Genomic DNA, 19,576 nt, shown 5'->3' with positions numbered 1-19,576 from the left:
CGGTTCTGGCTCCCGGCGAGCATTCATCACCCGTGGCCGCCGCCTCAACCCCTCGCTCCGCTGCGCTACGGCCAAGGCTCCGAACACTTTTCGTCGAGCAGTCGCTGCGCTCCCACGAAAACTGTCCGAGACGAGGGGTTGCCCCGTCGTCCCCGTGCGCTGACTTCTCTCCTCACGCCAGAAACGGCGAAAAAACGTGGCAGGGCAAAGGGTCAGGCCACCAGTTGAGAAGGGAAGTACGCGACATGCACGACACCATCACAGGACCGAGGACGGTGGGACTGCGCATCGCAGTCATGGCCGCGATCCGTCAGGTACCGGGGCAGGTCAAGACCCACGCACTCGCGCAGGTCACCGCCTACACCGAGCAGGTCAACCGGGCCGCAGCGGACGCGAAGTCGACCACCGTCGACGCGCACCTCGAGCGGGCCGCGTTCTGGGCGTGCACCGCACGCGAAAACGGAGCCAGTGAGGCCGAGATCCACGCTGCACGGCTCGAAGGCCACCACCAGGCAGCCACCGTCCAGAAGTAGCCCCAGGCCCGTACAGGCCCGGACAACAAGAAAACACCGGACAGTCCTTACCTGCCCGGTGTCTCCAACCGAAGAATCTATCAGGAGAGAGACACCACCATGACCGCGAGCGTCGAAACCACCACCGCCGCAACGCAAGCCTCCACGACCGGCACCACGCCGGTCGTGGAGGCGGGCGAATACGTCGTCCGCCTGCACCCCACCGCCCTCGAGGTCGGCCCGAACGTCCGCAGCGAGGTCGACACCGAGTCACCGGCATTCCGAAACATGGTCGCCTCCATCATCGAGCACGGTGTGCTGATGCCGATCCTCGCGCGCCGCGACGGCGACCACACCGTTGTCATCGACGGCCAGGTTCGCACCCTCGCCGCGATCGAAGCCGGGGTCGACAGCGTCCGAGTGCTGATCGTGCCGACTGCCAGCAAGGCCAAGGACCGGGAAATCGAACGCCTCACCCAGCAGGTCGTCGCCAACGACCGCAGAATCGGCCTCACCGAAGGTCAGCGCGCGAAGGCCGTGACCGACATGCTCGAACTCGGTCTGTCGGTGCCCAAGATCGCCAAGGCCGTCCAGGTCAAGCGTGAGACCGTCAAAGCGGCAGGGGCAGCGGGCCGCTCGCAGACTGCGATCGGTGCCCTCGACGCGGGGCAGCTGACTCTCGATCAGGCCGCGATCGTGGCCGTGTTCGACGCAGAGGGCGACACCGCCGCCGTCGAGAAGCTACTGGGAGTTGCGCGGTACGACTTCCGGTGGACCGCGCAGCGGCTGCTCGAGGACCGTGCCGTCCGCAAGGCCCGCGCCGCAGCAGGCGCACCGTATGTCGAGCAAGGGCTGACCGTCCTCGAGGAAGAACCGGCCTACGGCGGCCCGTACCTGCGTGCAGACGATCTGGTGACCGTCGACGGTGATGCTGTGACCGACGCCGTGATCGACGGCGCAGCGGGACACTGGGCGGTGTGGCTGTCGAAGGAAGACCAGTTCACCCTCACCGCGACAGGTGCGGTGATCGAGGAGGACAGCATCGACTGGGACACCCAGGACGACCCCGAAGCGACACCCGACGAGGGGTTGCACCACCACAAGGACATCACCGCCGCCGAGGTATGGGTGCCGGAGTACTTCACCGCCGACCCCGACGCCGCCGGTGTGAAGCCGGGGCCGATCCTCGCAGCCGCACTGGCCGAACCCGCAGAAAACGTCGATCCCGCCGACGCCGAGGCAGTCGCTCGGGCGGCCGAGCAGAAGCGGCTCGCCGCCGAGGCGGCGGCGAAGGAAGCAGAACGGGCAGCCCGGCGACGGACCAAGGCGCTCAACGTCGCATCGCTCGCAGCGACTGTGGTCCGCAAGGAGTTCGTGTCGAAGTTCCTCACTCGCAAGACCCTGCCGAAGGGGGCCGCGAAGTGGATCACCGACACCCTGGTCGACGAGCCGGGACTGCTCACCCAGAACAAGGCGTCGCAGTACCTCGCGGAGCTGCTCGGAGTGAGCGTGGCCGAGCCGACGACCAGCCTCTATGGCGATTGGAAAGAGCGGGCCGCACGTGATGCGCTGGCACCGGTGATCGACAAGGCGAGCGACTCACGCGCGCAGGTGATTGCGCTCGCGCAGATCCTCGCCGCCTACGAAGCGCGGATGAGCGGGACCGGTAAGGACTGGTGGAAGCGAGTCGGAGGCTCCAACCAGGACAACTACCTGGGACTGTTGGCCGAGCAGGGCTACGAGCTGATTCCGGTCGAGAAGGTCGCAGCCGGGACGATGACACCGGAACAGGCATACGACGCGCTCAGCGAGGAGAGCGTCACCGACTAGGACCGGCATCGGTGGCGGGTACCTCTACGCTGCCCGCCACCTGGTGGCCTCGTCCCCGGCCCGGGTCGAGGGGGCTCCGCCGCCCTCGAGCTCCCCCGCTCGGCGCACCACCATCGGCACCCGCTCACGTCGACGCAGGCGGCTCACCGACATCAGTGAGCGGCGTTGTACGCCTCTTCGATGTCGGCCGGAATCCGGCCACGTTCGCTGATCTCGTAACCTTGGTCGAACGCCCACTGCCGGATCGCCCGCGTCTGCTCCGGATCACGCTTGACCGATCCGCCGGCCGCTGTCGCGTTCGACGCGGCAGCGGGGGAGGGCTTACGCTTGCGGCCACCGACCCGCGTCGCATGCCCGACGTAGTAGTCGAGCTTCTTGTGAAACTCGTTGGCGTTCTTCGCTTTCAAGTCGATCGAGTACTCGACGCCGTTGATCGCGAATTCGATCGTCTCGCCGGACTCGTCGTTGATGACCGACCCGTCGATATCGTCCACCAATTGGGTTGTCACTCGTTTGGCCACAGCCGGAAAACCTTTCATCGACACATTCGCAATGCGCAACCGCATTCGTCGTCTCGAGGATAACCAGCGTCGATATCCGCATTCTTCATCGACACGGTAATTCGAGCCGCTATCGAGCCGAATCCGATTTCCCGGAAACGGACACACAGGCTGCGAGAAAGCAATACCGCTGGGCCACAGGTGAGCGATTGAAGCAACCACAGGCGTTGCAGTGCAACCGTATTCGGTCGCGTGAACGCGTCCGCACGTCCCCTTCGGGGCCGCCCCATATGGGTCACCATTTTTGGTCGTACGAGTCGCCCGAGTCTGACATGCCGGGGACCCCGACCAGTCAACCCACGCTCCGCAAGCTCCGCTCTTCGGGGCTGACAGGCCACCCTCGTCATGTCGATCGGGGACGTCTCATCCGAACCTTTGGAAGGTGTCCCTGACATGAACAACTGCGAACTGCTCAACGATCACCAGATCATCACCGGCCTCATCGGCGCAGCCGCGAATGCCCCCGCTGGGGATCCGCGCGCGGCCCGGTGGGCCACCGAAGCGCTCGCGCTCGCCAGGGCAGTAGAGCTGCCCATCCTCATCGAGGAGGCCGAGGGAGTGCTCGGCCGGATCGAGCACGACACCACCTGCGGGTGGTGTCGCAGACAGCCGGGAGCGGCCATCCCGGTCGGGTCCTTCTGGTGCACCCACTGAGCACCAGGCCCTCCAGGGCCCGGTCCCACCACGGGGCCGGGCCCCCCTTTTTTTGTCTCCCAGATCGGAGCTGTACGTCCGTGCGGACTGCACGTGTACCTGCAGCACCACCTCGCCGCCTGCGGCGTCGCCCCCTATGGGTCACCAAAGGGGGCGTACGAGGACGCCGAGTCTGACATGCCGGGGACCCCGACCAGTCAACCCACGCTCCGCTCTTCGGGGTTGACAGGCCACCCTCGTCATGCCCGATCGCTACGTCTCATCCGAACCTCGAAAGGAACTCGCCATGCTTCCAGATCGCCTCTCCGCCATCGCATCCGCCGCCCTTAACCGCGGCGCAACGATGGCCACCCACAACCTGGGCGGACTGCACGCGGACGTGCACCACGCCACGATGTGCGGACAGTGGGTCACACCCGAGCAGCTCGACACCCGGACCTGGGAATGCCTACTCGGCAAACACCGCACCGACGAACCGATCCAGCCGCTCAAGCTCTAAGCCGGACGGCCCCGCCCACACCGGGCGGGGTCGATCGCCCGTCCCAGAGCGTGCTCAAGTGTTTTTCGAAGACTTCGAAACGCCACGCCGAACAGTTGGACTGACATGTGTCCGACATTGGACTAACCTCGGGGAGCAAGAAGGCCAGGCCCCCGTAGCAATGGAAACCTGGCCAACTTGCTTCAGATGATTGCGTTAACTGAAGAGTCCGATGAAGATCCTGGCCAACTGGATCACGGTCGCCACCGCTCCCCAGTTGACCGGGCTCTTCCTCTTCTTGCGCTGATAAATCATCTTCCATCACCCCCTCTCGGGTTGTGACTTAATGGCGACGGTACCGCCGAAATCGAGGTTCGGCTCGCTGGAAGTCTGGCGTGTCGGTGAACAACCCGTTACGTCGACATCGCCCCACTTCGTGGGGGCGTTCACCTGCTCTTTTCGGTATGGCCGCCAGTCGTTAAAACTCAGGCCCCTTGAGTTCAGTCATTCGATCGAATGACTGTTGTCGGAACCAACTCGAACCCGACTGCGTCCAAGCAGGTATGGACCACGACGAACGAGAAGCCGTCCGAGACGAGGGGTACGACCCCGACCACCCGACCGTTCTTCATGCCCTCGAACAGGTCAAATGCACCCTGCGTCTGTACCGGCACCTCGCCTGGACCTTCACAGCGGCCGACCTCGACGGAGTCTCCGTTCCCCGCTGACCTGCCTCACCAGCTCATTCGACAACTCGAACGGGTGTTCGATACTCTGGCGGTAGCTCCCACTGGCACGGCGAAAGGTCGATCCACATGGCCACCGTCGACGCGATCGAAGACCTCACCGGACTCGATAAAGCCGCCCAGCTCGACGTCCTCCGCCGCCGGATGGCGACCGTCCCCGGCGGCCGCCGAGACCACGCGCCTGCCGATCTGCCCACTATCGCCGCGCCCGAACGGGTTCAACCCATCGATCGGGTCACGCCGGTCGTCGACGATCCGGAACCGCTCACCGCCGCTGTACGCGGCAAAACCCTCCGCACCATGCCCGTACCCCCGCCGCTCGCCGCGCTGCTCCCACGTCGAGCCCTGGCCCGCGGAACCGCCATCACCGTCACCGGCGCCGGATCGATACTCATCGCCCTCATCGCCGATGCCTCCGCCGCCGGCCACCACGTCGCCCTCATCGGCCAACCACGGCTGAGCCTGCTCGCCGTCCACGAACACGGCGGAGATCTCGCGAGAGTGCATCTCGTCGATCCCGGGGCAGGGGACCCGCTCGACGCCGCCTCGATCTGTCTCGACGGGCTGGATTTGGTCGTGACGACCGTGCACGGACGAGACGTACCACCAACGCGCGCAAGGGCTTTGCTCGCACGCAACCGTCGTCACGCGAGTGTGCTGCTGCTGACGGACGGACACATGCCCGGTATCGATCTCACGATCGCCTCCACCGTCGCCGGCTACGGCGGCATCGAGCAGGGCAGAGGACGCATCAAGTCCATCACCCTCGAAACCACCGTCCACGGACGCGGAACGCCGCACCGCACCGGCCGCTACACCCTCACCGCCCCCACCTTCGGTCAGACAGGCCTGCGCTGGACACCCGCACCCGCCGCCGACCTCACCGTCCACCGGCCCGTCGCCGTCGCCGTCGCGCAATGACCACCGACAACTCCGCCGGCATCTTCGATGCCTGGCCCACCACCTTCGAGCCACCCACCCGACGCATCGTCGACCCACCGAGGGCAGTGAAAGTGAACGTGTTGTAGACGGGGTTTGCCTCTGACCACTGTGCATCCGATTAGTATCCCGCTGTTTCGGGCCATCACCAACGAGGGTTCGACACCTGCCCGAATCACGCTCGGACCATGAGCTGCCGCTGTAGCGGAGCCACCGCGGATGAGGATTTGGCCCGTCGACAGCCAAGACAGGCTAAAACGTCAGTGCAGTTCGGGAATAAGTCATACACCCCCGAACTGCACTGGTGGGACGTGAAGATCAGCTTCCGGTCCAGTCGACTGAAGTCACACACCTACCTTGGTGGCACTGGCGGTTCGGAGCTGACGGGCTCCGATTCGCGGTTCGGATCGAACGGAATCTCGTTGTCGATGGCATCTCGCATTGTTGCGACCGGCGCTGGCTCATCGGTTGATCGCCGCGCAGTTCCATCGCTGACGGCAGCAACTTCCTCTGCTGACAACGTCACTTTGCCCGCGCGTGGAGCGACCGTGTACCAGTTTTCGGACGGCAAGAAGCCAGCCGACATAAGGTATGTTGCTCCCGGCTCGATCAGTGGGTCATCGTCCAGTAAGTACAACGTACCGTCGGTGCCATACCCGCCTTGCTGATTGACGAGTATTTGGCCCGCGACGTCACCCTTTAGGGTCTGAAGCACCTCAACAGAAAACTGCGTCTCGGGAAACGGCCCAACTGCCTTCGTACCGACTTGCTCAATCACTGTTCCGACGAAGACCGCGTCGGCCCAACCGGCAAGCTGCTGAGGGTCTGTCACATCGAAAGCCGAGTCCATTTCCACTGCTTGTGTGCGCGTAGTCACGCTGGCAGTCGTGCCAGCATCTCCAGGTTGCGTGCCTGCCGAAGTGCTGCAGCCAACTAATACAATGCAGGCGAATAAGCTCGCAACGCCCACCGTGCCGTACTTTGATCCTAAACTTCTGACCTTCATCATGTCATCCCCAGAGTTGACGGTAGGCGGCTTGATCCATGAACTGCGGCGCAAAAACCGATGAGTTTGAAATCGGATCCATCAGCTGACTTTTGCAGTTATGCGCCAAACCGAGCGCATGACCCATCTCGTGTGTCATAACGTTCCGTTGATTACTGGCGTTACCGAGCTTCGCTGTATTCATTTGAATAGTGTCCACCCCAAAGTCGGTGTTGCTGTATAGCCCGGCCCATGTGACGTCCGGACGGTTGGCGTCGGAAATTTCCACATTAGTGAGCGTCGGGTTCACAGGGTCATAGGGGGTAACCTGGACGCTCCCAAGTGCATTCCAAGCAGTGGATGCCTGCGAAATTGCGGTCGTGTATTGGGAAGATGACTGATAGGTGAGTTTGGAGAAGAGGACTGAGCTGTAGCCCAATGTCGGCGGCCTGCGTCCTGACGTCAGATACTGGCCGTTCTGGAAGTTCTGTCCGGAAGCGCCATATGACTCGTAACCATCATTGGACGTTGTTCCATCTTGACACAGGTACTCATCACTGCTCGGGAAGCCCAAGGGTCCAAGCTCGTAGTTCTGCGCAGCCCACTGATCGCGAATGTTACCCCAGGTGGCATAGGCAGATGTGGCTCCGAACTTGTATGTAATCGCGCCGCCCTGGAAGTTGTTGTACCGCCCGCCAGAAGCAGGGCTCTCACGTGTGACCGGGTACCCGAGTCGTCCACGTTCGTCGCTTCGCTTCTCGTACTGATACGGGCCGTTGACATACGTTCTGTACTGACGCGATGGCAAATTAAGCCACTTGTTCATGATCAAGCCGCCGATTTGACGACCTTTGTTTGGGTCGACATTCGGCGACCAGTAAATGCGATTAGTAAACCCGAATTCCTGCTACCGCCCCTCGTTGCTGTTTCCTGCGTAAAGCTCGCCACTGGTGGGTTCTCCGATACTCGAGGTGCCGCCTTGGCCGTATTGGTTAGCACCGGAAAGGAAATCGATAAATTCGCGTTCGATGGAGCCGAATACCCACTGGTTGTTGCGAAATTGATCGGCGTTCGCAACGCCAGGTGTAGAAACTAGCAATGCAAGGGATGTAATTAACGCACCGATAAGTGACATTCTTCGAGCGACAATTTGATTTCGCGTCCGATGCTGCCTGAAGCGGACATTGATCAATGGGCTTGGATCGCCAATATGCGACTTGAGAGGTAGCCTGCTCGGTTTCATGGAGCTCCCACAGTGAAGGGCATCAAGGACGAACCGAACAGTACGGTCAGTTTGCCCACCGTTGGAGAGACACGCGAACACGAGTTTGGTCACAATTCGGTCACCGTGACCGCCGCCAACTCGACGGCGGCTAGACTTCGAACGCATGAGCAATACAGGTTCTCGGTGGCTACGGCCAGCTGTCCTGCTGGTTCTAATCGGCGTCTTGCTCGTTGGTGTTGCATTTGGGGCGACCAGCCAGATTGGGCTCGGTCGCTCGGCCTCAGAAATTTGCGAGAATGCTTATCCGGGGGCTGTCGACGTCGAGTCCAGTCGTCCCCTCCTACCGCTAGTCGTCGTGCGTTGCGCTGCACAGGATTTTGACACGCGTGTGGAGACTAATGAATTTGATCCGCTGTCAACGCTTGTCCTCGCGGCTGGGATCGCAAGCATTGTCGTTGGTGTATCTGCCATCCGACGTCAAAAGCTGAACGAGTCATCTCAAAAAGGACAGCGGTGAACATACTCGGAGTGGTCTGGTCTGATTCGCTGTGTGAGAACTCGAATTAATTCTGGTCGGAGGATACTTCCTCCCCGACGCCCAGTATCTTGCAGCTTTATCGGTGGATCGAGGCTTAGCGGTCCTGCCGGCCACACGCGCCCACGACAGCGTCCGCGGAGCTCGAGCGTGACTGCAGGGAGGTCACCCCTGACGTTGTTTCCAGTTCTTTCCGTAGGGCGTGGTTGTCGAGTGTTAGCCGCTGGATGACGGCCAGTGCGAGGGTGAGGTCTTGAGTCAGCGCCGCGTTGTCTCGTTGCACGCGTTTGTTGGAGGCAAGGAGTTCGGTCCGGTCGTCATGCCGTGTGGCGACGGGAGCTGCGACGGAAGCGGCTCTGAGTTCGGCAGCGATAGCGGGGTAGTGCCGCCAGAAGGTTGCGTTGGACAGACCCAGTCGACGGGCAAGGCCGATGACAGTGGCGCGGCCGCCGGCCGATGCTGCGTCTTCGATGTGCTCTGTCATCACTCGACGGACGTCCTGCTCGCTCGGGAGGTCGATGCGTTTACTCATCGGATTGAGTTCGGATCGTGTCGGTCGACGAACTGATTTATCTGCTCACTCCGTTGCCGTAGTCGATGCTGCAGCAACGGAGGCAGCGACGGTGTTCGTTCGAGCTCGCGCTCGATATCGGAGCTCTCCGAACGCAACTCGTCGAGGTTGCCTGAGGTGAGCGCGACGTTGCGGCATTCGAGAGGTCGACAACCACCGAGCGTCGGCGCGTTCTGGCCCGAAAGGTTTTGTGCGCGTGTGCACAGTGCCTTGTCCGGATCGTAGACGCAGGTGGCGTATCGGCCTGGATAGATTGCTGGGTCGAATCGGCGTATTAAGCGGTCGTGCCGACGCCGGTCGGTGACGACCTGTCCTTGGTATCGGATATTCGACTCGAGCTCGCTCAGACGTCGGCGGGCTTCGTCGGCGGCGGGTCCAACGAGATCGGTGTGTTCGTGGGCATCGATCATTGCCATCAGACCCTCCCCTCGGGCAAGGGCCTCCTCTGACTCGACTTCGGCGCGGAAACCGCTATCCGATGTGCCGGCGTAGCCCTCGAACATCTGGACAGCTTGGTGGCGATATTGAATTGCCCCGGCAATGGATCCGCCGGGTTGGCGTGCGATGAACCAGGCGAGTGTTCGTCTGAACTGGCGGGTTGTCAGCCGCCACGTTTGGGCATTCACAGCCGGAATGTCCTCTGCGAGATCATGTGCGCGACAATAGCCATCGATCCAGGACACCAGATTGTTGATGTGGTCGTTCGTGGTCTTGGTCAAATTGACGTGGGCGGCGGTTTTGCCGATCCGCACAGCGGTGCCATGAGTTGAGGGTGCGAACAGCCGGGTTTCGTTACGGGGTTGGAGGAGTTCGAGGACCGCCACGGCGCGGGCGGCCGGAGCGCCGACAACCCAGGTCGCTTGCACTCCGGTGGGGTCGCGTTCACCTTTGAACGCCAGGCTGGTGATCATCCACCGGTAGGGCCTGCCGTGAGGGTCACGTTTGACGCTGATGCAGCCCCGCTGCAGATGCTTGATCTCGCTGTCACGCATGCCGGACAGGAACGCGATGATCACGTAGCAGGCTGCGCTCAGCGCCGACAGCAGGTGCAAGATCCCGGCCTGCCGATCACGCCGATTGAACAGGATGCGGTCAATCCAGGGGGACCCGTTGATCCGTCCGTTGATCACCACGTCACACGAGACATCGTTGTCGACCCCGACCAGTCGAGCTGTGTCCTCGATGAGGTCATGGTAAGTCCGCAAGGTCGAGCGATCGCATCCAAGCAGGCGGGACAGGTGGCGAAAGCTCGGTTGGCCGTTGTGTCCCGGTAGTGGGCGTTCTGCGTCACGGTATTCAGCTAACAGATGGACCAGATCCTTCTCTACCCAACGCCTTGCCTCGGGCGGAACTACCCCTTCTTGCAATCGAACTCGTCGCCACTCGCGGTCTGCCGCGAGAATGTCCGATGCAAACTCATCGACGAACCGCAGACTCCAGGTGAGTAGGGGTCCGAGCACCGCCTCCGGAATTCTGGCGGTCGCGTTGTCTGGCCCGCTCCTGTCGCCGGACTCGCTCCAACCATCGATGTGGTACGGGTCGAAAGTCAGCTGATCGGTAACCATGAGTCCGCGGTAGCGATAGAGCGACCGAACCGAACTGCGATAGCGATCACGAACCGTGAGAGTGGGTTGCGTCGCGAGCAAATGCAGTTGGTACGCAATCAAATCGGAAGGTTGCAACTCCGATAGCAGCGGCTGGCGCAGGTTGGGTCGCGAAGCGAGCCAGGAGAAGAAGTGGCGGAGCGTGGGCAACATCGAGGCAATCGTCGCTACCTTCGGTAAGCCGCGTCCTCTGGCGGGTGCAGGCCCGCCCAGCAGCCCGATGAAAAGTTCTTTGGCCACGGTGCGATAGACAGACGGCACGGATGTGAAGTCGAGGATCAGAGCAACATGATGTTGCTGAAAGAAAGCTGGACTGAGATCCCAGACGTCCTCTACGAATCGGGAAGCTCGGCTGAGTTCTGTCTCCGGGCGCACCGGCCGCCCGTTCAGTACGCATCGTTCGTCGAACGGGTGCGACGTCGACGGTTGAGGGTGGGCGTTGGTCATGTTTGCTCCCATGGTGATTCGACGAGATCGAGAAGTGCATCGGTGGGTTTGATCTCCGTTGCCGCCAGGATCTCGGACCGATTGAACTTCGAGAGAACGTCATGGCGGATGGCCGCCCACGTCGGTCCGTATCGGACCCACCAATCGGCCTCCGACAGCTGATCGCGGCGGGCCGCCAGCGCATCGAGCAATCCGAGCAGTCCAGGAAGGTGATCAGGCGTGATCACGCAGTTTCCGCAGTGAAAGCAGTCGAGAAACGATGCGCGACAGCTTCTCCCGGTGGCGGGATGGTGGTCGTGATCCCGGCACGCTGACCAGGCGGTATCGGCTGCGTCTGTGTGCGTCGGCGGGGTATCCCCGTGAGGATTGGTGGCGGAGCGTTCCGGCTGCACGTTCAGTGTGCCTCCTGCAACGTGCAGCGCCCGTCTGTGTGCTGCCAGAGCGCTCGATTCGGCGTCGCTGACGGCAGCCGCAACAACGGTGTGTGCCCATTCCTGTGTTGTCGGGTCTCCGCGTAGATAGTTCCGGAACAGAACCGGGATGGTGTTGCTCCGGGCAGCGGACGGGAGGTGACCGCCGATCTGTTTGGTACGGCGCACGTCTGCCGTGGTCTTGATCCGGTTGCCGGTGACCGCAAGCGGAGCCGGGGGCGTTCCGTCGACGACGTCAGCGTGGAGGCAATGCCGGGTGCGCCATCCGGCAAGGTTGATTGCTGTCGCGGTCAGTTCGCGAGCGAATGGGTCGAAATGTTCTTCGATACCGCGAAGGCCGGTGTTGTGGCCGCTACGCCAGATCGACCAAACGGATGCGCTGCCAGAAGTGTTCCTGCTGCGAGTGGTCAGTTCGTGTAGCAGTAGGTAAAGACCGCCGGGATAGTGCAGTTCGCGACCCGGTGGCCCGATCTCCCACGTCGCGGTCTCGAACCATCGGTGATTGCCGCGGCGGCGTTTGATGACACGAACTTCGACGGCGCGTGTCTCCAGGATTCGGTGTTCCCAGGGGAGCTCTTTGATGGTTTCGATATTGCGGCCGGTCAGCGCCACCATCAACACGAGCATTGGCGCGAGGTCCCGGATCGTCATATAGAGCCGGCTCGCAAGCTCCAGTCTGACGACGTGCGCGCTGAAGCTCCGGCTCGGGGGTACGACTCCTGATTCCGCAATCGCGACGAGCTCTTTGTCGCCCTCCAAGCCTTCCTGTTCACCCGTTTGTCCTATTGCAGCTTCCGAGAGTCGAATTCGATCGCGCAATGCGGTGATGTCTGACCGAGCGGCTGAGAGAATACGATCGAACTCTCCGTCCGAGTAGCCAGGTTGGCCAATCCGGGTCTGCCCGATTTGGCGGCAGGTGTAGTCGATCACTGATGAATTCACCGTATCGACCAGCGGTGGCAACGTCAGGAACTGTCCGAAAAGTGCGATGCCTCGCCAGGCGTAGACGTCCTTCTGCGTGATTCTGCGCTGGTTGTAGACAGATTGGAGGTGGGCGGTCTCCAGCAACGGTGGTCCGGTCGGTGGATCCGGCAGTTCCGAGAGGGATCGCAGCATGGATCGCACCCTCGTAACCAGTCCCTTCGCTGAGCTGAGCGTCCTGCTGCGTCCCGTCGCCCCGAGGGCAAGGGCCAGAGCCTCTGCAACTGCCGTGTGCCAACCGGGCAGCGCCATCTTCGCGACGTCCACCAGCAGAGTCCGGCCGTCTTCACCATCGAATCGGACCGTGAGGCCGGAGGCGATGGCGTGTTCGCCTTCGGTCGGTGTGTACGGGCCAGATGGGAGCATCGCGCGGCGCCCGGTGCCGGTACTGCCGCGACCGTTCACTGTGTTTTGTTCTCAGTGGCGACGTCGAAGACGTCGAGTGGAGTGTCGCGGGGATCTTCCCATGTGTTGGGCACCAACATCATTCGCGTTTCCATTTCCAATTCCGACAGCGCGTGTAAGTAGATCTGTGTTGTCACCACGGAGCGGTGTCCGAGGCGACGTCGCACCCAGTCCAGAGGGTCACCGAAGATCTGTGTCCATTGCCCTCGCTGTTCGGCAGTCATTTCGGTCATCGCGCTGATATGTCCGCGCTGTAGCTGTTCCAGAGTCACCACCGCGAACGTGTGCCGCAGGAGGTGAGCATGTGCAGTCAGAGGAACTCCTGCTCGACGACACCGTGTGTTGGCGACTGCGAACATGTCTTTCCAGGTCGAGACCGCGATGGGGGTGCCGAACTCCGACAGCCAGAACGCGGCCGGCGTCAAGCCATCGGGCCCGTCGATGAGCAAGCGGCGTCGTTCGTCGGCATCGAGGTTGGAAACTTTCACGGTCGATCGCAGACCGGACCGAGTCTGTACGACGACCGGCGAATGCGGATCAGGGATCACGAGCGGGCGGCGAACCTGTTCGTACCGTCCGCAGGCGCGTGCGCGGGCGATGACCTCCGCGCGATCGAGTGTCGCGTACCCGATCAGGTCGGCGATCACGGATTCAGGAACGTAGACTCGGCGGGCCGAACGACCTTTGGCGATGGCCGTCGGCAGCCAAAAACGTTGATAGCCCCCGAGACCGCGAGCTGTTGGCACATCGAATACCGTCAGCGCCGCTTGCTCGGACAACCGCATGCCGGTGCGCACCATCAAGTCGCAGAATGATGCATTGCGCGCCGCCCAGCGACCGCGAAACCCGGTGTCGTGGACACCGTCGGCGCGATATCCGCGAATCCCGACATCGCGCCATAAACGGTAGGACTGGGGTGGGAGCCACTCGATACGATCCGTCGCGGCATCGTGCGAGTAGGTTGCCGGTGTTGTGGTCGAAGAGTCATGACGGACGAGGCCCGCGCCGAACGGCATTGGTCGTCGAACTCTCTGCGGCACAGGGTTGTTCAATATATGGCCCGCGCGGACCTGCCATCGATAGAACTTGTCGACTGCGGCAACCTCTCGGTCCCATGTCGCACCTTGTATGTGCGGCCCTTGAGAGTCGATCCTGCGCCAGCGCCAGTACGCCAGATGGTCAGCCTCGTTGACGTCGCACCAACGAGCTCTGTCTCGTGAGACAGCAACGAAGTTCAAAAACGCGGCTAGATCGCGGGCGTAGCCCACCTGGGTGTGGCGCGCCTTCGCCTGCATATCGACTGATCTGAAGAAGGCATTCAACTCGATGTCATACTCAAATGATGGGTCAATGAGGAACGGCGTGCCGGCCACCAACTCTGGCCGCGCGAACCCAGGCCACTCCAAATTTGTGTCCGGCACCGCTGGCCGCGGCACCAACTCGTGTGGAGTGATACAAACACGCCAACCAGGTCTCGGCATGGTGGGCAACAGTACGTGGACATCTGTCCATCCGTGCACAAAACATCGCGCTCGCGATCGGACGATCCGCAGGCGGACGATTCCGCGACACCACGGCGTTGAAAGTCCGGCCGAAGGCCTCGCAATGGACACCATCGTCGAGGGAACCTTGTTCGCCTGGGCCCGGACGAGTGTCGGCGATTGGCTTGCAAGCGTCACGTTTTCGATCCCCACCGGCAACAAGATGGGGCGGCTCGACCTCGACCGGCAATGGGTCCCTGCCAACGCCATCACACCCATCACATGACCGACACCACCAACACGGTGGCCATCCGACTCGGCCTCGAGCACCGACAATCAACACACACCACCACAGCAGCACAGGAGAGACCGTGAACATCGGCGACCGCTACCACCTCGCACCCGGAGCACCCGGCATCGTCGTCATCCGCGAAATCCAAGACACAGGACTCGTCCTCGTCGAAAACGACACACCAGGCCCCGGCGTCTACCCCTACCTCGTCAAACCCGACACACTCGTCCCCGCCACCACCTGACCCCTCTACCCACGACGCCGACGGAGCCGCCGAAGGTTCGCAGCATAAAACCGTGCCGCCCGCTCCTCCGAATCGACCCGCAACGGATACCTACACTGAGAACGAAAGTTGTCCAGCGGCAACCGAATCGGACTACTGCACCGAGGGCAGTCATCGAAATGCGACCGACTCGTCACGGCCGGCGGCGTGCGATCGATGGCCACAGAACATGCCACACGACACCGACACCCACGTCGGCCCGCGCAGCAATACACGACGAAAACCACCCCACAACCAGCGCACATGGCAGCATCAGACTAATCGGTCGGGAACCGAACAAAACGGAAGCAGCCCACCACATGCGCACCACCCTGACCACAGCACTCGCCGCAGCAGCAGCAATACCCCTCGCATTCCTCACCGCCGCGCCAGCCACAGCCGCACCCGGCGACATCAGCGCCGTCTTCACCACCACACCCAACCCCGGCGGCAGCAACACCGTCACCGGCACGTTCACCGCCACTGGTAGCAGCCTCCCGCGTTATTGCGCGATGACCGACTACTCGAATAACGACGCTGGTTTGTTCGCCGGGATGGACGCGGAACCTTCGTCCCCCCTTGTCGTCACCGACACCGACGTAGCAGATGGCACCTACACGATCGAGTGGCTTTGCTATTTGGCGCCCGGCGAAGGCGACGGGACCATGAGGGCACTCGGTCTCGCCAATTACAGCGCACCGTCGATACTTGTAGTCCCCGCCGTAACACCCGAAGAACCCGAACCCGGCTGCACCGGATCGGTCTGCCTCCCCACCGGATCGTTCGGCTTCTAACCCACCAACCCGTGGTGCCCCGTCGCAATGAGGGTCGCGACGCCCGCAGCGGCACCGGCCTTCACCTTCGCCGAGTTGGCGGGGCACCTGCACATGCCTCACGAGACGAACGACCGCAGAGACAGGACACCGACACTCACTCCCGGCCCGCGCAGCAATACACGACGAAAACCAGTCCACAACCAGCGCATATGGCAGCATCAGACTAATCGGTCGGGAACCGAATAAAATGGAAGCAGCCCACCACATGCGCACCACCCTGACCACAGCACTCGCCGCAGCAGCAGCAATACCCCTCACATTCCTCGCCGCCGCACCAGCCACAGCCGATGCAGGCGACATCACTGCCGTCTTCACCACCACACCCAACCCAGACGGCAGCAACACCGTCACCGGCACCTTCACTGCTACCAACAGCAATTACCCAACCAGATGCGCCATGTACGACCCGTATGACGGTACGTACGTTCTCAATGCGAGCACAAACAGCCCGCGGGAAATTACGAAGACAGTTGTCGATACCGACGTGCCCGACGGCGAATACACAGTCGAATGGGCATGCACTCTCTTCCCCCCGGAGGGCTTTTCGAGTTACGACGGGACGGAAAATGCTGTCGGATTGGGTGATGCCGAGGGATACCGCCAGCCGTCCACACTGATCGTCCCCACACCTGACACTCCGGACATACCGGAACCCGGCTGCACCGGATCGGTCTGCCTCCCCACCGGATCGTTCGGCTTCTAACCCACCAACCCGCAATGCCCCGCCACAATCAGGTGGCGGGGCACCACCACACGCCCCACGAGACGAACAACCACAGACAGAAAAGCGAAAGCTGCCGCGACACCGAGCCCGGTCACGCTCCGTCGCTCCCGCACAATCACCTTCACAGCCGTACCCCACACCGCGCCGCCGTAGAGCACCAGCTCCGGCGGCGTTCTGCGTCCCACCATCCGAAGCCGGCCACGTTCACAGGCAGGCCCTAGCGGGCCACACGCACCCCTACGGGCTGCACCGAACCGAACTCCGCTGCGCTCCGCACTCAAAAGAGCGAAAAGAATCAAATTTCTTTCGGGCGTAGGTGGCTTCTGGCGAGCATCCATCACCCGTGCCCGCCGCCTCAACCCCTCGCTCCGCTGCGCTACGGCCGAAGGCTCCGAACACTTTTCGTCGAGCAGTCGCTGCGCTCCCACGAAAACTGTCCGGCCGCGGGGTTGCCCCGTCGTTCCCGTGCGCTGGTTTCTCTCCCCAGCCACCACGGCGAAAGAAATTCGGCAGGGCGAAGGTCCGGCCACCAGTCGAGAGGGACAGGTCACCATGCGAGCACAGCACCCCACCACCGCCGACGAAATCGACATCATCGTCCACCGCAACGGCAGCCGCAAAGTCCGCCGCACCGTCAAACGCGCCAGCGCACGCCGCGACCGCCGCACCGCCCGCCGCGAACTCCGACACTGAAAACCGCTCCACCCCAACCCAACCCGTACACACACTCCCGAAAGGCATCACCATGACCCAACACCGCATGTCCCTCACCACCGCCGCCGACACCCTCGCCGCCATCCCCGCCCTGCTCGGCCACACCCCCGACAACTCCGTCGTCACCATCGCCCTGGCCGACGACGGCAACGGCTCACACCTGGTCGCAACCACCGCCCGCATCGACGCCGACCAGGCCGAAGCCGGAGCGCACAACGTCGCGACCCCACTGTCCCGGCACACCGTCGACGGGCGACCGGTCACCGCCGTCATCCTCGCCGCCATCGCAGACACCACCCACGCAGGCGCAGCCCTGCTCGGACTCGACGCCATCCGCGACGCGCTCGCCGCCGCCGGAATCCGCACCATCCGCGCCCTACACACCTACAGCCTCACCAAAGGAACCACCTTCACCGACCTCGACCGCTTCACCGACGGCACCATCCCCGACCCCGCCACCACCGAACTCGCGACCGCCCGCACCGCAGACGGAGCCGTCATCGCCGCATCACGCGCCGACATCGAGGCCCGATACGCCCCCACCGCCGAGATCCCCGAAGCCCTCGCACTCACCGCCGCCGCCACAATGGGCGCCGACTTCCTGCCCGTCACCTTCGACGAGCTCGCCGCCGTCATCCACGCCCGCGAAATCCCCAACGCCGACCTCACCGCCCGCGTCGGCCTCGCGCTGGCCACCGGCCACGCCGAAGTCCGAGACGCCTTCATGGCCCTGTCCATCCACGGCGACGCCGACGCAGCCGACGCGTTCACCCGCATCGCGGCCGCGCTACGCGGCACCGCCCGAGCCAACGCCCTCAGCATCGCTGCCTACTTCCTGTACTGCACCGGCGACGGCGCAGCAGCGCGCGCGGCCCTCGAGGCCGCCGAACGCACCGCCCACCGCGCCGACCTCACCCTCCCGAGACTGGCCGGTCTACTGTCCGCCGCACTCGCAGCCGGAATGGAACCGACGCAGGTCCAAGGAATCGGCAGGGTCATCACCCCCGACTACGTTGCCGACCACATCGGCGCAGTCCAGAGCTACACCTGACACCGCAGCCGAGCGTGGCCACCGGCTCGAGGTGGCCACGCTCGGCAGTCAGGGCGCGGGCGCGGGGCCGGTGCATCGGGCATCGAGCCCTCACACCGACACACGCCCACCAGCGTCGACACCAACGTGGGCCGGGCGGCCGGCAGCAAAGCAGGGAGAAGTGAAGAGCGAGAGAGCGCTCAGAGGGACGTCGGATCGGCCGGCCACGCCATATCGACGTCGGCGGCGGTGGGACGGGTGTCCTCAACCGGAACGCCGGCCACGATCGCATTGAGCGCCAGATCCGACGGCGGCAGCGACGCGTTCACCACAGCTTTGCACAAGGCATGTTCGACCCGCGAGCGCTCCATACCCCAGAACCCTACCGACCAGCACGAACACCAGCCACCAGGCACGAGCTCCGCGCCACCACACACAAAGGGAAGAGATTCTTTTCGATCCGTCTGGCTGCGCAACGAGAATGCGTCACCCGCCGCTCTTCCGGATCAACCCCTGACTCCGCTCACGCTCCGGCCCACAGGGCCCAGCACGACTGTTCACCCGACCCGCACTCGCTGCGCTCCCCGGCGAACACTCGCACCGGCCAGGCATTGACCGTCGACACCGTGCACCGCCGTCTCTTTTTCGCGCCACCCGGAAGCGAAAAGAACGCAGTAAGGCAGGCCCAATCAGAGGAATTCGTAACTGTTCCGGAATGCCGAAAATGGATGCATCAGGGATTGCTCAGAAAACGATAAGGCGAAGTGCAGCAACATAATTGAAATATATTTGGAGTACTCATGGTCTGGATTCAATGCCGTTATTGACGTAGAATAGAAGCCAACAGCAGTAATTCCCGTAAGGAGAAAACTATGCCGATCACCGTGTACACGAAACCGAATTGCAGCCAATGCGACGCAACGAAACAACGACTCGACAAGCACGGCCTCGACTACCGGACAGTCGACATCACAGAAGACGACACCGCCCGCCACTTCGTCACCTGCGAACTCGGCTACCTCCAGGCACCCGTGGTCGTCGTCGACGAGGACACCCACTGGTCAGGGTTCCGGATCGACGCCCTGGACAAGCTCGCCGCCGCCTGAAACCCGCAAACCCACAAACACAGAAGAGGCCCCGCCATGCGACTCGTGCCCGCCTACACCCCCGACTCCGACTACATCGACCGCCAGATCGACGCCGAACTCACCGCAGAACACCCCACATCACGTCAGTCCAACCTGGCCGAGACCGAGTGCAGTGACATCGACAAAGCTGCATCCTGACCACTGACGCAATGCACCACAGCCGGTAGCAACGTTCCACCGGTACGA

At 62.8% G+C, this 19,576-nt stretch carries 24 protein-coding genes; 14 read left to right on the top strand and 10 right to left on the bottom strand.

Annotated features, from left to right (window positions below; all coding sequences use genetic code 11):
• Positions 1–245 precede the first annotated feature (245 nt).
• Positions 246–533 carry a hypothetical protein gene (locus tag AABD04_RS20345; protein WP_243610782.1) on the top strand — a complete coding sequence of 96 codons (288 nt, stop codon included), beginning with the start codon at positions 246–248 and terminating at the stop codon, positions 531–533.
• Positions 534–632: 99 nt separating this feature from the next.
• Complete coding sequence (locus AABD04_RS20340; RefSeq protein ID WP_341442287.1) at positions 633–2,342, top strand: ParB/RepB/Spo0J family partition protein; 1,710 nt, start codon at positions 633–635, stop codon at positions 2,340–2,342.
• A gap of 24 nt (positions 2,343–2,366) precedes the next feature.
• Here AABD04_RS20340 and AABD04_RS20335 read toward each other — a convergent pair whose 3' ends face one another.
• Both AABD04_RS20335 and AABD04_RS20330 read right to left on the bottom strand, forming a co-directional pair.
• Complete coding sequence (locus AABD04_RS20335) at positions 2,367–2,489, bottom strand: hypothetical protein (RefSeq protein ID WP_279393588.1); 123 nt, start codon at positions 2,487–2,489, stop codon at positions 2,367–2,369.
• A gap of 5 nt (positions 2,490–2,494) precedes the next feature.
• A complete protein-coding gene (locus AABD04_RS20330) occupies positions 2,495–2,863 on the bottom strand; it encodes a histone-like nucleoid-structuring protein Lsr2 (RefSeq protein ID WP_341442286.1) in 369 nt (122 codons plus the stop codon).
• Between the two features lie 432 nt (positions 2,864–3,295).
• Here AABD04_RS20330 and AABD04_RS20325 point away from each other — a divergent pair, with 432 nt between their 5' ends.
• From AABD04_RS20325 to AABD04_RS20310, 4 genes are all read left to right on the top strand, one after another.
• Complete coding sequence (locus AABD04_RS20325) at positions 3,296–3,556, top strand: hypothetical protein (protein ID WP_341442285.1); 261 nt, start codon at positions 3,296–3,298, stop codon at positions 3,554–3,556.
• A 286-nt stretch (positions 3,557–3,842) separates the two neighbouring features.
• Positions 3,843–4,055, top strand: a complete 213-nt coding sequence (locus AABD04_RS20320; RefSeq protein ID WP_341442284.1) for a hypothetical protein — start codon at positions 3,843–3,845, stop codon at positions 4,053–4,055.
• 542 nt (positions 4,056–4,597) lie between these two features.
• Positions 4,598–4,762 (top strand): hypothetical protein, encoded by a 165-nt coding sequence (locus tag AABD04_RS20315; RefSeq protein ID WP_341442283.1) that lies wholly within the window; start codon positions 4,598–4,600, stop codon positions 4,760–4,762.
• Positions 4,763–4,849: 87 nt separating this feature from the next.
• On the top strand, positions 4,850–5,701 hold the full coding sequence (locus AABD04_RS20310; protein ID WP_341442282.1) for a hypothetical protein: 852 nt from the start codon (positions 4,850–4,852) through the stop codon (positions 5,699–5,701).
• Between the two features lie 370 nt (positions 5,702–6,071).
• Here the strand turns inward: AABD04_RS20310 and AABD04_RS20305 are convergent, their stop codons facing one another.
• From AABD04_RS20305 to AABD04_RS20275, 7 genes are all read right to left on the bottom strand, one after another.
• Complete coding sequence (locus AABD04_RS20305) at positions 6,072–6,728, bottom strand: hypothetical protein (protein ID WP_143545005.1); 657 nt, start codon at positions 6,726–6,728, stop codon at positions 6,072–6,074.
• A gap of 1 nt (position 6,729) precedes the next feature.
• Positions 6,730–7,530: a matrixin family metalloprotease gene (locus AABD04_RS20300; RefSeq protein ID WP_008720606.1), complete on the bottom strand. Its 801-nt coding sequence runs from the start codon at positions 7,528–7,530 to the stop codon at positions 6,730–6,732.
• An 81-nt stretch (positions 7,531–7,611) separates the two neighbouring features.
• The gene (locus AABD04_RS20295) at positions 7,612–7,947 is read right to left on the bottom strand and encodes a hypothetical protein (RefSeq protein ID WP_141217217.1); all 336 of its coding nucleotides are present in this window, start codon (positions 7,945–7,947) and stop codon (positions 7,612–7,614) included.
• A 614-nt stretch (positions 7,948–8,561) separates the two neighbouring features.
• Positions 8,562–8,996 (bottom strand): hypothetical protein, encoded by a 435-nt coding sequence (locus AABD04_RS20290; RefSeq protein WP_042940335.1) that lies wholly within the window; start codon positions 8,994–8,996, stop codon positions 8,562–8,564.
• Positions 8,993–11,086, bottom strand: coding sequence for a hypothetical protein (locus AABD04_RS20285; RefSeq protein ID WP_094642678.1), 2,094 nt, complete (start codon positions 11,084–11,086; stop codon positions 8,993–8,995). The genes AABD04_RS20290 and AABD04_RS20285 overlap by 4 nt, the downstream gene beginning before the upstream one ends.
• Complete coding sequence (locus tag AABD04_RS20280) at positions 11,083–12,864, bottom strand: hypothetical protein (RefSeq protein ID WP_141215008.1); 1,782 nt, start codon at positions 12,862–12,864, stop codon at positions 11,083–11,085. Before AABD04_RS20280 ends, AABD04_RS20285 begins: the two co-directional genes overlap by 4 nt.
• 35 nt (positions 12,865–12,899) lie before the next feature.
• Positions 12,900–14,276 carry a tyrosine-type recombinase/integrase gene (locus tag AABD04_RS20275; RefSeq protein ID WP_231893742.1) on the bottom strand — a complete coding sequence of 459 codons (1,377 nt, stop codon included), beginning with the start codon at positions 14,274–14,276 and terminating at the stop codon, positions 12,900–12,902.
• A gap of 232 nt (positions 14,277–14,508) precedes the next feature.
• On the opposite strand from AABD04_RS20275, the gene AABD04_RS20270 reads away from it, so the two are divergent.
• The 6 genes from AABD04_RS20270 to AABD04_RS20245 all read left to right on the top strand — a co-directional run bounded on the left by AABD04_RS20270 (position 14,509) and on the right by AABD04_RS20245 (position 18,263).
• Positions 14,509–14,670 carry a hypothetical protein gene (locus tag AABD04_RS20270; protein WP_341442281.1) on the top strand — a complete coding sequence of 54 codons (162 nt, stop codon included), beginning with the start codon at positions 14,509–14,511 and terminating at the stop codon, positions 14,668–14,670.
• 85 nt (positions 14,671–14,755) lie between these two features.
• The gene (locus AABD04_RS20265) at positions 14,756–14,920 is read left to right on the top strand and encodes a hypothetical protein (RefSeq protein ID WP_341442280.1); all 165 of its coding nucleotides are present in this window, start codon (positions 14,756–14,758) and stop codon (positions 14,918–14,920) included.
• A 338-nt stretch (positions 14,921–15,258) separates the two neighbouring features.
• The gene (locus tag AABD04_RS20260; RefSeq protein WP_341442279.1) at positions 15,259–15,732 is read left to right on the top strand and encodes a hypothetical protein; all 474 of its coding nucleotides are present in this window, start codon (positions 15,259–15,261) and stop codon (positions 15,730–15,732) included.
• A gap of 247 nt (positions 15,733–15,979) precedes the next feature.
• Positions 15,980–16,477 (top strand): hypothetical protein, encoded by a 498-nt coding sequence (locus tag AABD04_RS20255; RefSeq protein WP_341442278.1) that lies wholly within the window; start codon positions 15,980–15,982, stop codon positions 16,475–16,477.
• Positions 16,478–17,050: 573 nt separating this feature from the next.
• Positions 17,051–17,191, top strand: coding sequence for a hypothetical protein (locus tag AABD04_RS20250; protein WP_155289314.1), 141 nt, complete (start codon positions 17,051–17,053; stop codon positions 17,189–17,191).
• A 52-nt stretch (positions 17,192–17,243) separates the two neighbouring features.
• Complete coding sequence (locus AABD04_RS20245; RefSeq protein WP_341442277.1) at positions 17,244–18,263, top strand: DUF4192 domain-containing protein; 1,020 nt, start codon at positions 17,244–17,246, stop codon at positions 18,261–18,263.
• Positions 18,264–18,442: 179 nt separating this feature from the next.
• Here AABD04_RS20245 and AABD04_RS20240 read toward each other — a convergent pair whose 3' ends face one another.
• A complete protein-coding gene (locus tag AABD04_RS20240) occupies positions 18,443–18,613 on the bottom strand; it encodes a hypothetical protein (RefSeq protein WP_341442276.1) in 171 nt (56 codons plus the stop codon).
• Between the two features lie 501 nt (positions 18,614–19,114).
• Here AABD04_RS20240 and nrdH point away from each other — a divergent pair.
• Entirely contained in the window at positions 19,115–19,348 is a 234-nt protein-coding gene (nrdH, locus tag AABD04_RS20235; protein WP_032364215.1) for a glutaredoxin-like protein NrdH, read from the top strand.
• Positions 19,349–19,384: 36 nt separating this feature from the next.
• Complete coding sequence (locus AABD04_RS20230) at positions 19,385–19,528, top strand: hypothetical protein (RefSeq protein WP_155289416.1); 144 nt, start codon at positions 19,385–19,387, stop codon at positions 19,526–19,528.
• The last annotated feature ends 48 nt before the right edge of the window (positions 19,529–19,576 follow it).

The organism is Rhodococcoides navarretei (assembly GCF_038069675.1).
GTDB lineage: Bacteria > Actinomycetota > Actinomycetes > Mycobacteriales > Mycobacteriaceae > Rhodococcoides > Rhodococcoides navarretei.
This window is presented reverse-complemented; position numbering and strand designations above follow the sequence as displayed.

Coding starts and splice junctions, on each gene's coding strand:
- AABD04_RS20245 (WP_341442277.1), top strand. CDS start 17,244: ATGACCCAACACCGCATGTCCCTCACCACCGCCGCCGACACCCTCGCC.
- AABD04_RS20250 (WP_155289314.1), top strand. CDS start 17,051: ATGCGAGCACAGCACCCCACCACCGCCGACGAAATCGACATCATCGTC.
- nrdH (WP_032364215.1), top strand. CDS start 19,115: ATGCCGATCACCGTGTACACGAAACCGAATTGCAGCCAATGCGACGCA.
- AABD04_RS20315 (WP_341442283.1), top strand. CDS start 4,598: ATGGACCACGACGAACGAGAAGCCGTCCGAGACGAGGGGTACGACCCC.
- AABD04_RS20240 (WP_341442276.1), bottom strand. CDS start 18,613: ATGGAGCGCTCGCGGGTCGAACATGCCTTGTGCAAAGCTGTGGTGAAC.
- AABD04_RS20260 (WP_341442279.1), top strand. CDS start 15,259: ATGCGCACCACCCTGACCACAGCACTCGCCGCAGCAGCAGCAATACCC.
- AABD04_RS20345 (WP_243610782.1), top strand. CDS start 246: ATGCACGACACCATCACAGGACCGAGGACGGTGGGACTGCGCATCGCA.
- AABD04_RS20310 (WP_341442282.1), top strand. CDS start 4,850: ATGGCCACCGTCGACGCGATCGAAGACCTCACCGGACTCGATAAAGCC.
- AABD04_RS20325 (WP_341442285.1), top strand. CDS start 3,296: ATGAACAACTGCGAACTGCTCAACGATCACCAGATCATCACCGGCCTC.
- AABD04_RS20305 (WP_143545005.1), bottom strand. CDS start 6,728: ATGATGAAGGTCAGAAGTTTAGGATCAAAGTACGGCACGGTGGGCGTT.
- AABD04_RS20280 (WP_141215008.1), bottom strand. CDS start 12,864: ATGCTCCCATCTGGCCCGTACACACCGACCGAAGGCGAACACGCCATC.
- AABD04_RS20270 (WP_341442281.1), top strand. CDS start 14,509: ATGGACACCATCGTCGAGGGAACCTTGTTCGCCTGGGCCCGGACGAGT.
- AABD04_RS20285 (WP_094642678.1), bottom strand. CDS start 11,086: ATGACCAACGCCCACCCTCAACCGTCGACGTCGCACCCGTTCGACGAA.
- AABD04_RS20255 (WP_341442278.1), top strand. CDS start 15,980: ATGCGCACCACCCTGACCACAGCACTCGCCGCAGCAGCAGCAATACCC.
- AABD04_RS20230 (WP_155289416.1), top strand. CDS start 19,385: ATGCGACTCGTGCCCGCCTACACCCCCGACTCCGACTACATCGACCGC.
- AABD04_RS20320 (WP_341442284.1), top strand. CDS start 3,843: ATGCTTCCAGATCGCCTCTCCGCCATCGCATCCGCCGCCCTTAACCGC.
- AABD04_RS20340 (WP_341442287.1), top strand. CDS start 633: ATGACCGCGAGCGTCGAAACCACCACCGCCGCAACGCAAGCCTCCACG.
- AABD04_RS20290 (WP_042940335.1), bottom strand. CDS start 8,996: ATGAGTAAACGCATCGACCTCCCGAGCGAGCAGGACGTCCGTCGAGTG.
- AABD04_RS20300 (WP_008720606.1), bottom strand. CDS start 7,530: ATGAACAAGTGGCTTAATTTGCCATCGCGTCAGTACAGAACGTATGTC.
- AABD04_RS20295 (WP_141217217.1), bottom strand. CDS start 7,947: ATGAAACCGAGCAGGCTACCTCTCAAGTCGCATATTGGCGATCCAAGC.